We start from the raw sequence: 13,450 nt of genomic DNA on the forward strand, positions 1-13,450 counted from the left end.
CCTCGTCGTTTGCAAATACTGGAATCGCTTCAGAGACCAGTGACGCGGGGATCCAGTTCACCTTTCTTGTAACGCTTGAACATGTCGTCCAGCTGAACGACCTTGATCTTGCTGGCATTGCCAGCCGTACCGAAGGCTTCGAAACGCTGACGGCAGATGTCGCGCATGGCATCCAGAGAAGCGGTGAGGAACTTGCGGGGATCGAAGTTCTTCGGGTTTTTGTAAAGGCTCTGGCGCACAGCACCCGTGGCAGCCAGACGCAGGTCGGTGTCGATATTGACCTTGCGCACCCCGTTTTTGATGCCTTCCTGAATTTCTTCGACGGGCACGCCATAGGTTTCGCCAATGTCACCACCAAATTCGTGGATGATTTTCAGCCATTCCTGGGGCACGGAACTGGAGCCATGCATGACCAGGTGGGTATCGGGAATACGGGCGTGAATTTCCTTGATCCGGTCAATACGCAGTACCTTGCCGGTTGGCGGCTGGGTAAACTTGTAGGCGCCATGACTGGTACCAATGGCGATAGCCAGGGCATCCAGTTTGGTGGCCTTCACAAATTGGGCGGCTTCTTCCGGATCGGTCAGCATCTGGTCGTGGGTCAGGCAGCCTTCGGCGCCGACGCCGTCTTCTTCACCAGCCATGCCGGTTTCCAGGGATCCCAGACAACCCAGTTCACCTTCCACAGAAACGCCTACAGCATGGGCCATTTCAACCACTTTGGCAGTGACGGCGGTGTTGTAATCGTAGCTGGCCGGGGTTTTGGCATCTTCCATCAGGGAGCCGTCCATCATGACGCTGGAGAATCCGGAGCGGATGGCCTGAATACAAACGGCCGGGCTGGCACCGTGATCCTGATGGAGGACGACGGGAATATCGGGATATTCTTCAATGGCCGCCAAAATAAGGTGGCGCAGGAAGGGTTCACCCGCATATTTGCGGGCACCCGCAGATGCCTGCAGGATAACCGGCGCATCCACAGCAGCGGCGGCTTCCATGATGGCACGAACCTGTTCCAGGTTGTTGACATTAAATGCGGGGATTCCGTAGCTGTGTTCTGCAGCGTGATCCAATAGCTGGCGCAGTGAAACGAGGGCCATAGCACTTCTCCTAAACGTGAATGAAAAATGGTTGGTTTTTAATCAATCCTATAGACGGGATAGGCAAACTGCAAGCCGCCCGTCAGTCCGGTTCGTCTGTTTCTGTCTAGCCGCGATGGGAGATATCTCCCACACGGACCAGTTTCAGGGTATTGGTTCCGCCCGGAGAGCCAATGGGCTCACCAATGGTAATCAACATCAGGTCGCCGTCGCGCACTGCACCACGACGGCGCAGCTCATCTTCGGCCGCGCGCATTACCTGCACAGGATCATCATGACGGTTTTGGGGGAAATTCACCGGATGAACACCCCGGTACAAAGTCACCTTACGGCGGGTATATACCTGGGGCGTCAAGGCATAAATGGGCACTCTGGGATTAGCCCGCGATAACCACAATGCCGTAGCGCCACTTTCGGTAAAGGCGGCAATGGCGGCAATTGATGAGCGCAGGGTAGCCAGAAGTGCGGCGGCTGCGATGGTTTCATCCACTCCGGCAAGCGGGCGATCAATAATCTGCAGGGTGTTGGTGCTGGGGGCATGTCGTTCGACTTCGCGGCAGGTACGGTCCATCGCTGCCACGGCCTCTACGGGATAAGCGCCGCTCGCCGTTTCTGCCGACAACATGACCGCATCGGTACCATCCAGAACCGCATTCGCCACATCGGAAACTTCGGCACGCGTGGGTATGGGCTGATGAATCATGGACTCCATCATTTGGGTGGCGGTGATACTCAGGCGATTATGTTTTTGGGCCAAAGCGATAATGCGCTTCTGCACTGTAGGAACGGCCGCATCGCCAATTTCCACCCCCAGATCTCCCCGGGCCACCATGATGGCCTCGGATACCGCCAAAATTTCTTCAATGGCATCGACTGCTTCGGCGCGCTCGATTTTGGCAACCAGGGCACCATGTCCTCCGGCTTCCCGGAACAGGCGACGTGCTTCATCCATATCTGCCGCACTGCGTGGAAAGGAAACTGCCAGATAATCAGCTTCCAGTCGGGCGGCCGTAATGATGTCGGCCCGATCCTTATCGGTCAGGGCCGGCGCGGTCAGGCCACCACCGGCGCGGTTGATCCCCTTGCTGTTGGACAATTCACCACCCTGTACTACCCGGGTATGAATTTCGCCACCCTGAACCTTCTCGACCCAGAGCACAATCATGCCATCATTGAGCAGCAGTGTGGCACCACGATCCACATCGCTGATCAGTTGCGGATAAGTCACCCCTACCCGGGTTTGATCTCCTACGCTGCAGTGAATATCCAGAATAAAGGGTTCGCCTTCTTTCAGATGAATTTTGCCATCGGCAAATTTGCCGATGCGGATTTTCGGGCCCTGCAAATCGGCCAGGACCCCAATGGCGCGACCATGGGCCCGTGCCCGCTCGCGTACCATTTCCGCTCTTTGCACATGGTCTTCGGGAGACCCATGAGAAAAATTGAGGCGGACGACATCGACGCCCGCCTCGATCAGACGATCGATGACCTGCACATCAGAACTTGCAGGGCCCAGGGTTGCGACGATTTTCGTCCGGCGTATCAAGTGTTGTTACCTCGTGCACGTTCTTCAAGTATGGCAACGGCCGGTAAGCTTTTGCCTTCCAGAAATTCCAGAAAGGCACCACCACCGGTACTGATGTAAGAAACTTTGTCTTCAATGTGGAACTGGTTGATGGCCGCGATGGTATCGCCACCACCGGCAATGGAAAATGCCGTGCTTTCGGCGACAGCCTGGGCAATGGCCCTGGTTCCACCCGCAAAATTTTCAAACTCAAAGACGCCTACCGGGCCGTTCCAGACGATGGTCCCCGCTTTTCTGAGAATCTCGCCCAACGCCCTGGCGGTATCAGGTCCGATATCCAGAACCATGTCATCTTCGGCAATGTCGGCCACCGCACAGGTCCGAGCCGGTGCCGTGGCCGAAAATTCCTTGGCAACGACCACGTCCGTAGGCAGGGGAACTGCGCCACCCTTGGTTTTGGCGCCGGCAATAATGGCTTTTGCCTCGGGAACCAGATCGGCCTCGCAGAGCGACTTACCCACTCCATGGCCTTCGGCAAGAATGAAGGTATTGGCAATACCACCGCCTACCACCAGCTGATCTACCTTATCGGCCAGTGATTTGAGAATGGTGAGTTTGGTGGATACTTTTGATCCCGCAACAATGGCGACCAATGGTCGTTTGGGATTCTGCAGGGCCTTGCCGAGCGCATCCAGTTCACCCACCAGCAGGGGACCGGCACAGGCAGTCGGTGCATACCTGGCAATACCATGGGTACTGGCTTCGGCGCGATGGGCGGTACCAAAAGCGTCATTGACGAAAATGTCGCAGAGTTTTCCGTATTTCTGCGCCAAAGCATCGTCATCTTTCTTTTCGCCCTTGTTGATGCGGCAGTTTTCGAGCATAACCACATCACCGGGCTTGACTTCAAAGCCTCCGTCCACCCAGTCCGCCTGCAGACGCACTGGACGACCGAGCAACTCGGAAAGTCGCTTGGCCACCGGTGCCAGAGAGTCTTCGGGTTTGAATTCTCCTTCCGTGGGGCGACCCAGGTGCGAGGTGATCATGACGCCGGCACCGGCATCCAGAGCCATTTGGACCGCAGGTGCAGAAGCCCGTACCCGGGTGTCGTCGGCAATTGCCCCTTCCTTACTCAGGGGAACATTGAGATCAGCGCGGATAAAAACCCGTTTGCCTTGTGCAAGGCCACGTTTGCACAGGTCTTCAAAGGTCAGAACTTGCATGATGGCATCTCCAGTTTGCAGTGATCATCAGTGACTGGCGACGTGCTTGACGAAGCGCATCATGTTGCAGGTATAACCATATTCATTGTCATACCAGGACACTACTTTGACGAAAGTCGGATCCAGTTGCAGACCGGCGCCAGCGTCAAAAATGGACGGGGTCGGATAGCCACGGAAGTCGGTGGAAACTACTGAGGCTTCCGTGTAGCCGAGAACGCCTTTGAGCGGACCTTCACTGGCGGCTTTCATGGCCTTGCAGATTTCTTCGTAGCTGGTTTCCTTGTTCAGCTCGGCGGTGAGGTCAACCACCGAGACGTCAGAAGTGGGCACCCGGAAAGACATGCCGGTCAGTTTTTTGTTCAACTCCGGAATCACCTTGCCCACGGCCTTGGCAGCACCCGTGGAAGAAGGGATGATGTTTTCGAGAATGCCACGGCCACCGCGCCAGTCCTTGGAAGAAGGACCATCAACGGTTTTCTGGGTCGCGGTAGTAGCATGCACTGTACTCATCAGGCCGCGTTTGATGCCGAAGTGATCATTCAGCACCTTGGCGATGGGCGCCAGGCAGTTGGTGGTGCAGGAAGCTGCTGATACGATTTTTTCACCGGCATATTTGCTGTGATTTACCCCGTAAACAAACATCGGGGTGTCATCCTTGGAGGGCGCAGACTGCACCACTTTTTTGGCGCCGGCATCCAGATGCTTCTGACAGGTCTCGCCCGTCAGGAAAAAGCCGGTAGACTCAATGACTACATCTACGTTTACATCGCCCCACTTGAGATTGGCAGGATCGCGTTCGGCGGTCAGGCGGATGCTCTTGCCGTTGACGACGAGATCATTGCCCTCAACCTTGACTTCACCCTGAAAGCGGCCATGAACTGAATCATACTGCAGCATGTAGGCCAGATAGGCAGGCTCAAGCAGGTCATTGATGGCAACGACTTCAATGTTGTTGAACTCTGCTTCCTTGGCGATGGCGCGAAAAGCCATGCGGCCGATACGGCCGAAACCATTAATACCTACGCGAATGGTCATTATATTTACTCCTCAAAATTGCAAATGAATTCAAAGCGACTGGAACTGAGCAACAACGTTGTCCACAGTGAAGCCGAATTTGGCGAAGAGCATCGGTGCCGGAGCGGAAGCCCCGAAATGATCAATACCGACGACGGCTCCGTGCAATCCGACGTATTTGTACCAGAGTCCCGTGGTGCCTGCTTCAATGGCGACCCGCTTGCTGATGCTGGCAGGCAAAACGCTTTCCTGATAGGCGGCATCCTGAGCGGCGAAGATGTCCATACAAGGCATGGAAACCACGCGAACGGCGTGACCCTGTTCAGCCAGTTTCGCCTGGGCCGCCAGGGCCAGTTCAACTTCAGAACCAGTAGCAATCAAAATGCCTTGCGCCTTACCACCCTCGGCATCCTTGATGACATAGCCACCACGACGGGCATTGGCTACGGTTTCATCCGTATGGGGCAGTGCCGGCAGGTTCTGACGGCTGAGCGCGAGCAGGGAAGGCGTACGCTGGAGCTTGACGGAAGATTCCCAGGCAATGGTTGTTTCCACGGCGTCCGCAGGGCGCCAGACGTTGAGGTTGGGGATCAGCCGCAAGCTGTTGACCTGCTCGACCGGCTGATGGGTGGGGCCATCTTCACCCAGCCCAATGGAATCATGAGTCATGACATAGACGACGCGAATACCCATCAGGGCTGACATGCGAATCGCGTTGCGGCTGTAATCCGAGAAAATCAGGAAGGTGCCACCAAAGGGCAGGAAGCCGCCATACAGGGACACACCGTTCATGATGGCCGACATGCCAAATTCACGCACACCGTAGTGAATGTAGTTACCCATCAAACGGTGCTTGCCGATGTCGATGGCTTCTTTCCAGCGGGTATTGTTGGAAGGCGTCAAATCGGCGGAGCCACCGAGAAACTCGGGTAGGGAGGCAGCAATACCCTGAATGGTTTTACCCGAGGCAACACGGGTCGCAATTTTCGGATTTTCCTTGCGGAACTCACTGATCATCCGGGCAATGGCGGCGTCAAATTCGGGGCTGGCTTCACCGCTCAGACGCCGTTCAAATTCGGCTGCTTCCTGGGGGAAGTTGGCCTTGTATCTGGCAAACTTTTCCTTCCAGTCGCTCTCCGCTTTTTCACCCTTGGCCTTGGCGTTAAAGCCGTGGTAAACCGCTTCCGGAATTTCAAAGGGTGCACCACTCCAGCCGAGATTCTTGCGCGTCAGGGCGACTTCTTCAGCGCCCAGCGCGGCTCCATGTACATCGTGGGTGCCGGCTTTGTTGGGTGAGCCATGACCAATGACGGTCTTGCAGCAAATCAGCGTCGGCTTGGTGGTCTGTTTGTGGGCCTGAGCAATGGCCTTTTTGATGGCTTCAGGATCATGACCATCCACATGACGAACGACATGCCAGCCGTAGGCTTCAAAACGCGCCGGGGTATCGTCCCCGAACCAGTCATCCACATGACCATCAATGGAGATATTATTGTCATCGTAAAAACAGACAAGCTTGTTCAGACCCCAGACCCCGGCCAAAGAGCAGGCTTCATGGGAAACCCCTTCCATGAGGCAGCCGTCGCCGAGAAACACATAAGTGTAGTTGCTGACGATTTCATGGTCGGGGCGGTTGAACTGGGCAGCCAGCATACGTTCCGCCAGGGCCATACCCACTCCGTTGGCAACGCCCTGACCCAAGGGGCCTGTGGTAGTCTCGACGCCGGGCGCATCGCGATATTCGGGATGGCCGGGGGTTTTGCTGTGCCACTGACGGAATTGCTGGAGATCATCAATAGACAAATCGTAACCGCTCAGGTGGAGGAGCGCATACTGCAACATCGAACCGTGGCCGTTGGAAAGAATGAAGCGGTCACGTCCGGCCCAATGCGGATTGGCCGGGTTGTGCACCAGAAAATCATTCCACAAGACTTCGGCAATGTCCGCCATGCCCATGGGCATTCCGGGATGGCCGGAGTTCGCTTTTTCGACGGCATCCATGGCCAGAACGCGAATGGCATTGGCCAGATCAGTACGGGTTACAGTCATAACTCACTCCTTGGATAAATGAAAATGTCAGTCGGCGCGCTGGTGGGTGCGGACCCGACGTAAAATACCGTCGTGACCGGAAATGACCAGGGTTTCGCTCTCTACAAAGTAGTGGGAACGGGTAACGCCATCAAGAATGTCGCCGGAAGTCAGGCCAGTCGCGACGAAAAGCACGTCGTCACTGGAAACCAGTTCATCACGGCTCAGCCATTGGCCTACTTTCAGGCCTGCTTCGGCAATCGCTTCGGCTTCGCCGGGTTTTTGCGGGGCCAGGCAGCCAAACATATCTGCGCCCATGGCACGGGCGGCGCAGGCCGAGATGACGCCTTCGGGTGTGCCGCCTATGCCCATCATCGCGTCCACTTTGGTACCCAGGGCTGCCATGATGCCACCACTGACGTCACCGTCTGTCTGCAGGCGAACCGTCGCGCCTGCAGCCTGAATTTCCCGGATCATGGCGTCATGACGAGGCTTTTTCAGAAGGAAAATGCGCAATTCTTTGACATCTTTGCCGAGAGATTTGGCCAGTGCCTGCAGTTTGGCTTTCATGGGTGCTTCGGGATCAATTTTGCCGCGTGCCGGGGCGGGAACAATCAACTTGTCCATGTAATAGGCGGGGCCGGGCTGGAACATGCTGCCTTTGGGGGCTGCAGCCAGTACACAAATGGAACCGGGCATGCCCTGGGCTAAAAAAGTGGTGCCTTCGACGGGATCCACGGCGATTTCCACTTCCGGACCCGTGCCCGATCCGACCTGCTCACCGTTGTAGAGCATGGGCGCTTCGTCTTTTTCGCCTTCGCCGATGATGACCACGCCGCGCATGGGGACTTGAGCAATGGCAGCGCGCATGGCATCCACAGCGGCCCCATCTCCCAGTTCTTTTTCGCCTCGCCCAATCCAGTCGCTGGCAGCGCGGGCGGCGGATTCGGTAACGGGGAGTAGAGACAGCGCAAGACTACCTACGGATGACATAAGCTTGTTCCCTTCAGTGGCGGAATTAGATAGAAGACATAATTCGTTTTAGCATAAATCAAAGGACCGCGTTTGGGAACTCGGAGGCCTTATCGGCGGCATGCTCCAGCCAGTTTCGCCAGGTCTGGTGCAAATTCGGATCCAGTGTGGCCAGAACGGAGCGTGGCTTCAGGTCTTTTTCCTGAAGAGCTTGACCATTGAACTGGGAAATTTGACCTCCGGCTTCCTGGAGAATCAATGCGCCTGCGGCGCGATCCCAGAGTTGCTGGGCACCATGCAAATAAAAATGGTAGCGACCCGCCGCCAGCCAGCACCATTCCAATACGGATGAACCGAAATTACGTTGGCTATGAAAGGGGCGTTCATCAATGATGCGCAGGGCCAGATTTCGATCCAGTCGTTTGTAGTCCACCACCCCTACGCAGTGTTTCAGCGTTGGCGCTTCGCGAGTCTGGAGCAATGTGCCGTCAATTTTAGCCCCTTTACCCTGTACGGCAGAAAAAAGTTCAGCGCGTACCGGATCATAAATCCAGCCCATAACCGAATGCCCCTTTTCCAGAAGGGCCAGAGAGACGCCAAAAACCGGCACCCCGGCGGCAAAATTACTGGTGCCGTCCAGAGGGTCCAGGCACCAGAGTGCATCACTGTTTTCCAGAAGGGATTGTTGTTCTGCGCGGGGCATCTCTTCACCCAGCAAGGGAATATCGGGATAGCGGGCGGCCAGCATATCCTGAAGAAAATTCTGGCTGTCTATGTCGGCGCTGGTGACGATACTGCCGTCAGGCTTGCGACTGCTGACTACGGTATGAAAACGCGGCAGAACAAAACGCTCGGCACTGGTACGCAGCAATTTCCCCACCCATTGCTGGTCGATTTGGTTGATTCTGGACATGCCCGTCTCCGTGAATTTTGACCCACTACTACGGCGCTGCGATGATATGCGGGTTATTTCTTGCTGAAAGTCTACAGTGATGCCGCGCATTCATTTATACGCTGATTCCGAATTGCCCGAAAGCGGCGCTTTTCTTTTGCCCACGGAGCCCAGCCATCATTTATTGAAAGTGCTGCGTGCGCGCATTGCTCAGGATGTGACCCTCTTCAATGGGGATGGTTGCGTCTATGCTGGCACATTGAAAGGCATTTCCGGTAATCGCGCCGAAATCCTGATCAGCGGGCGTTTTGTGCGGCAAACACGTTCTCCGCTCATGATTCATCTGTGGTTGCCCTTGATGCGCGGGGAACGTTGGGACTGGAGCCTGCAAAAAGCCGTAGAACTGGGCGTGCAGACGATTCAGCCAGTGGCGTGCCAGCATGCCGTGGTACAGATGAAAGAAACGCGCGGCGAAAAACGCCTCCAGCGTTGGCAGGATATGGTGATCGCGGCCTGTGAGCAGAGTGGCGCGACGAGCATTCCGAAGGTGCTGCCGCCCATGGCGCTGAGTGATGCCTGGTCCCTGTGCCGGGGTCGGGGTCTGGTTCTGGACCCTGCGCCGGAGAATGCGAAAATGCGTGAACTGCCTCACCCCGAGCCGGAAGTGACGCTGTTAAGCGGGCCCGAAGGTGGGCTGAGCAGTTCTGAGCTGGCAGCGGCAAGTGCGCATGGTTTTCAAAAGGTGGGTATGGGGCCACGCATTCTGCGGGCGGAAACCGCTGCAGTTGCAGCGGTCGCGGTGTTGCAGGCGTTGTGGGGGGATCTCTGAAAACTAGATCCAGCCGGCTTTCTTGAAGCGACGGTAAAGGTAGTAGGAGGAGCCGGCCATGACGGTCAGGGCCATGGGGTATCCGAACTTCCAGTGCAATTCCGGCATGTACTCAAAGTTCATGCCCCAGATGCCCGTAAAAATGGTAATCAGCACCAGAATGGCACCCCATCCTGCCAGTTTTTTATTGACCTCGCCGTGGTCGATGGCAATCAGGGAAAGATTGACCTGAATGGCGGTGGAAATGGTGTCGCGGATGGTATCCAGTTGGCTGTTGAGCAACATGATGTGATCATGAACATCCCGGAAGTAGTTTTCTGCACCATCTATCTGGGCGGGGACCCGTCCGCCAAACAGTTTGCTGAAGCCGTCTGCCAGAGGCAGTAATGCATGGCGTAACACATTGCTTTTGTATTTGAAATCATATAGACGCTCCATGTTCTGGCGCGCATCCTGATTGTGAAACATCACGGTTTCCAGTTGTTCCAGTTCATCATCCAGCATATCTACGACCGGGAAAAACAGGTCGACAATGGCGTCAGACAGGGCATAAAGCACATAAGCAGAGCCATATTTGAGCAGATGCGGTTCGCGTTCGGCCCGGGCACGGACGCCCAGCAGGGTTTGCTCACACTCCTGACGGACGGAAAGCACAAAATTGCTGCCGACAAAAATATTGATCTGCCCCATATGCAGATCTTTGCCGTGGTAGGCCGGAGCCTGAAGTATGACGAAAAGATGTTCGTCGTACTCTTCCACCTTAGGCCTTTGCAAGCCATTAAATACATCTTCCACGGCCAGTTCATGCAAATTGAACTGCTTTTGCAGAATGCGCAGTTCCGGTTCCGTCGCATCCTGCAGGGCAACCCAGACAAAGTTACCGGCTTGCAGCAAGTACTGAGGAACGTCCTCCAGTGTGCTGTCTGCAACTTTATGTCCATCGTTATATACCACACAGTTGACCAGCATATATTTACTCCTTTGCGGAAGTTGTGGTCGTTTACCTCATAAACGGTTCCGCCGGAAACGCTAACAGCCATTTCCGGCGGAAAAACAGGCCCGCAAGCTGCGCGGACCCATAAGCAAAACCCTCAGACCTGGGGTTGCACGCGCGCCTCTTCAATTTTTTCGAGGCTACCACGGGTTTCGACCCGGAAAACCCAAGTCAATACGGCCCCCAGTATTGACGTGCCCACCAGAATGATCAACAGGGTTTGGGTACCAATGGTGTGGAGCAGGATGGGGAACAAAAAGGCCGTCATGACCGCCCCAATTTTGGCGAAAGAAGCCGCAAAGCCGGCACCATAGCCGCGAATGGAGGTCGGAAACACTTCACCGGCCAGCAGGTAGGTCTGGGCGTTGGGGCCGAGATTGGTCATGAAGTTGAAAAGCATGAATCCGGCAAAAAGCAGAATGGTTTTGTCCCCATCGGGCAGATTCAGAGAAATGGCGGCCAGACCCAGACCGACTGCACAGCCGATAAAGCCGATGATCTGCAACTTGATGCGGCCGGTCCCTTCCACGAAGAAAATGGCAGCAAGTACCCCCAGAATCAACAGCACATCGAGCAGGGCTGTTCCCTTGGCAGAGAGCATCACGTTTTGTGCCAGGTCAGCAACGCTATGTACATCCCTGGATGCACCCAGAGTAGTGGCCAGAATGATCGGGGTAAAAATACCGATACCGTAAGTACCTAAATCCTGAATGAACCAGGGGATGGCGGCGAGGAAAGTGGCGCGCCGGTTTTTGTTGTTGAAAAGCACAGCAGGACTGACTTTCTGGTGGTGATGGGCGTGCTCCCTGTTGAGGACCACTTCCTTGGGGTATTGGGGAACCCGCTTGAGCAGGCGGCGGGTTTCCTTTTCCGCTTCTTCCATACGCCCCTTGCTGGCCAGCCAGTGGGGGCTGTCGGTGATAAAAAACCGGCCGACAATCACCAGAATGGCCGGGATAACCGCTGCCGCGTACATCCAGCGCCAGGCATCCACTTCGGGATAAACATCGAGAATGATAATGCCCAAGCCGGCACCGACAATTGCACCTACCGCCTGAAAGGCAAAGGCGCCAAGCACCAGGCCGCCGCGTCCCTTGCTGGGAACCGCTTCAGAAATGACCAGATGGGCGGTGGGGTAGTCACAACCCAGGGCCAGCCCAATCCCGAAGAGGCAGATTACCATCCAGAGATAACTGGGGCTCAGGGTGAGTCCGATGAGAAACACTACAAAAATCACCATTTCGGCAATAAACATGCGTTTACGTCCGAATATGTCGGACAATCCGCCCAGCATGGTGGCGCCAATCAGGATACCGAAAAGTGCTACGGCAGTGACTACCCCTTTTTGGGCTGCCTGCAGGGTAAAGTCCCGGACGATGAGGGGTAAGGCAATACCCGTCATGAAAATCACCAGGCCCTCAAAAAACTTGCCGGCCACGGCAAGGCTCCAGATGCGCCACTGCATGGCCGTCATGGGGGTTCCCTTGAGGGACGTGCCATCGGACCAGACAGGAGTTTCGTCAATATATTGCTGGATACTTTTCCCCGAAGGCGGGGTGTGAATTTTTTCTGTGCTCACGGTCAGGTGCTCCTTGGAGTGGATTTAGCCAGCGGATTCCGGTGAATGGTTGCCATTAAAGGGATTGAGTTCCTGAGAATTGGTCTCGCCGTACATGACGTGGGCGCGGCTTACCACCAGTCCGTCGACGGGACCAATGGCATGGAGGTCCTTATTGTCGTAGGGAATGACCTGGAGCAGGTGCCGCAAGGCATTCAGTCGAGCCCTTTTTTTGTCATTGGACTTGACCACCGTCCACGGCGCATAAGCTGTATCTGTATGAAAAAACATGGTTTCCTTGGCGCGGGTATAATCTTCCCAACGATCCAGGGAGGCGAGATCCATGGGAGATAGCTTCCATTGCTTGAGGGGATGCACTTTGCGTTCTTCAAAACGCCGGTGCTGCTCGTCACGGGTCACCGAAAACCAGAACTTGACCAGATAGATGCCGCTGTAAATCAGGTGTCGCTCAAATTCCGGAACCTGGCGCATGAATTCCTGATAATCAGCTTCATTGCAGAAACCCATGACCCGCTCGACGCCCGCGCGGTTGTACCAGGAGCGATCGAAAAATACCATTTCACCAGCAGTAGGCAGTTGTTCCACATAACGTTGGAAGTACCACTGTCCCTTTTCTCTTTCAGAGGGTTTATCCAGCGCAACCACTCTGGCGCCACGTGGATTGAGATGTTCCATGAAGCGCTTGATGGTGCCACCCTTGCCTGCCGCATCCCGCCCTTCAAAGATGACGACAACTTTCTGTCCGCTGGATTTTACCCAGGCCTGTAACTTGAGCAGTTCTACCTGCAGGCCATATTTATCGTGTTCATAGTCCCGGCGGGTCATCCGGAACTTGTAGGGATAACCGCCGGTACGCCAGTCGTCATTGAGGGCATCATCCGTGTTGGCGACGTGCTTGCGCGGATGGATGGCTCCACTTTCATGCAGATGCTCCAGGTCTTCCGGGCTGACATCCGAATGAATCACCTGAATGGCGTCATCCAGAGACTGGACGGCCTGGGGATGGCTGTTGACATAGTCGGTGACGATGGCACTTTGCTGAGCCTGGGCTGCTTCTACGGCCTCATGAATGACGAAATCACGAATGCCTTCAGGACTTAAATCCGGGGCAACATCTCCCGAGCTGGTGAGGCTATGCACGCTGCTGTCTGGGGAAAGCGGTTGCTCGTGCAGATTTTGGGTGGGTTTGGAGCTTTCTGGCATGATGACTCCTGATAAGTGATTGGAATTGCAAAAGGATAATATCAGGCGAATATGACGCTTTTATGACAATCGTTTGAGTTTTTTCGGCCCG

Annotated in this window: 11 protein-coding genes; 1 reads left to right on the forward strand and 10 read right to left on the reverse strand. The window is 55.4% G+C overall.

The features are described 5' to 3' along the window. Positions 1-29: 29 nt before the first annotated feature. The 7 genes from fba to H7F11_RS00215 form a co-directional block, all read right to left on the reverse strand. Positions 30-1,100 (reverse strand): class II fructose-bisphosphate aldolase, encoded by a 1,071-nt coding sequence (gene fba / locus H7F11_RS00185; RefSeq protein WP_010642497.1) that lies wholly within the window; start codon positions 1,098-1,100, stop codon positions 30-32. A gap of 106 nt (positions 1,101-1,206) precedes the next feature. Continuing rightward, positions 1,207-2,646 (reverse strand): pyruvate kinase, encoded by a 1,440-nt coding sequence (gene pyk, locus H7F11_RS00190; protein WP_193650356.1) that lies wholly within the window; start codon positions 2,644-2,646, stop codon positions 1,207-1,209. Continuing rightward, positions 2,643-3,848, reverse strand: a complete 1,206-nt coding sequence (locus H7F11_RS00195) for a phosphoglycerate kinase (RefSeq protein ID WP_193650357.1) — start codon at positions 3,846-3,848, stop codon at positions 2,643-2,645. The genes pyk and H7F11_RS00195 overlap by 4 nt, the downstream gene beginning before the upstream one ends. A 27-nt stretch (positions 3,849-3,875) precedes the next feature. Then, entirely contained in the window at positions 3,876-4,883 is a 1,008-nt protein-coding gene (gene gap / locus H7F11_RS00200; protein WP_193650358.1) for a type I glyceraldehyde-3-phosphate dehydrogenase, read from the reverse strand. A 30-nt stretch (positions 4,884-4,913) separates the two neighbouring features. Beyond that, positions 4,914-6,911, reverse strand: coding sequence for a transketolase (tkt, locus tag H7F11_RS00205; RefSeq protein WP_193650359.1), 1,998 nt, complete (start codon positions 6,909-6,911; stop codon positions 4,914-4,916). A 27-nt stretch (positions 6,912-6,938) separates the two neighbouring features. Continuing rightward, entirely contained in the window at positions 6,939-7,883 is a 945-nt protein-coding gene (gene glpX, locus H7F11_RS00210) for a class II fructose-bisphosphatase (protein WP_193650360.1), read from the reverse strand. Positions 7,884-7,941: 58 nt separating this feature from the next. After that, the gene (locus tag H7F11_RS00215; protein WP_193650361.1) at positions 7,942-8,775 is read right to left on the reverse strand and encodes an inositol monophosphatase family protein; all 834 of its coding nucleotides are present in this window, start codon (positions 8,773-8,775) and stop codon (positions 7,942-7,944) included. Positions 8,776-8,854: 79 nt separating this feature from the next. Here H7F11_RS00215 and H7F11_RS00220 point away from each other — a divergent pair, with 79 nt between their 5' ends. Further along, entirely contained in the window at positions 8,855-9,583 is a 729-nt protein-coding gene (locus tag H7F11_RS00220; RefSeq protein WP_193650437.1) for a 16S rRNA (uracil(1498)-N(3))-methyltransferase, read from the forward strand. 3 nt (positions 9,584-9,586) lie between these two features. On the opposite strand, the gene H7F11_RS00225 is transcribed toward H7F11_RS00220, so the two are convergent. The 3 genes from H7F11_RS00225 to ppk2 form a co-directional block, all read right to left on the reverse strand. Then, positions 9,587-10,552 (reverse strand): magnesium and cobalt transport protein CorA, encoded by a 966-nt coding sequence (locus H7F11_RS00225; protein ID WP_193650362.1) that lies wholly within the window; start codon positions 10,550-10,552, stop codon positions 9,587-9,589. A 122-nt stretch (positions 10,553-10,674) separates the two neighbouring features. After that, the gene (locus tag H7F11_RS00230; protein ID WP_010642483.1) at positions 10,675-12,156 is read right to left on the reverse strand and encodes an MFS transporter; all 1,482 of its coding nucleotides are present in this window, start codon (positions 12,154-12,156) and stop codon (positions 10,675-10,677) included. Between the two features lie 24 nt (positions 12,157-12,180). Next, positions 12,181-13,359 carry a polyphosphate kinase 2 gene (gene ppk2, locus H7F11_RS00235; protein WP_142088016.1) on the reverse strand — a complete coding sequence of 393 codons (1,179 nt, stop codon included), beginning with the start codon at positions 13,357-13,359 and terminating at the stop codon, positions 12,181-12,183. Positions 13,360-13,450: the final 91 nt, after the last annotated feature.

The organism is Acidithiobacillus sp. HP-2 (assembly GCF_015100155.1).
Classification (GTDB): Bacteria; Pseudomonadota; Gammaproteobacteria; order Acidithiobacillales; family Acidithiobacillaceae; genus Acidithiobacillus.

Excerpts from the sequence above, each read along its gene's own strand:
- H7F11_RS00220 (WP_193650437.1), top strand. The coding sequence starts at position 8,855 with ATGCCGCGCATTCATTTATACGCTGATTCCGAATTGCCCGAAAGCGGC.
- fba (WP_010642497.1), bottom strand. The coding sequence starts at position 1,100 with ATGGCCCTCGTTTCACTGCGCCAGCTATTGGATCACGCTGCAGAACAC.
- glpX (WP_193650360.1), bottom strand. The coding sequence starts at position 7,883 with ATGTCATCCGTAGGTAGTCTTGCGCTGTCTCTACTCCCCGTTACCGAA.
- H7F11_RS00215 (WP_193650361.1), bottom strand. The coding sequence starts at position 8,775 with ATGTCCAGAATCAACCAAATCGACCAGCAATGGGTGGGGAAATTGCTG.
- H7F11_RS00195 (WP_193650357.1), bottom strand. The coding sequence starts at position 3,848 with ATGCAAGTTCTGACCTTTGAAGACCTGTGCAAACGTGGCCTTGCACAA.
- ppk2 (WP_142088016.1), bottom strand. The coding sequence starts at position 13,359 with ATGCCAGAAAGCTCCAAACCCACCCAAAATCTGCACGAGCAACCGCTT.
- gap (WP_193650358.1), bottom strand. The coding sequence starts at position 4,883 with ATGACCATTCGCGTAGGTATTAATGGTTTCGGCCGTATCGGCCGCATG.
- H7F11_RS00225 (WP_193650362.1), bottom strand. The coding sequence starts at position 10,552 with ATGCTGGTCAACTGTGTGGTATATAACGATGGACATAAAGTTGCAGAC.
- tkt (WP_193650359.1), bottom strand. The coding sequence starts at position 6,911 with ATGACTGTAACCCGTACTGATCTGGCCAATGCCATTCGCGTTCTGGCC.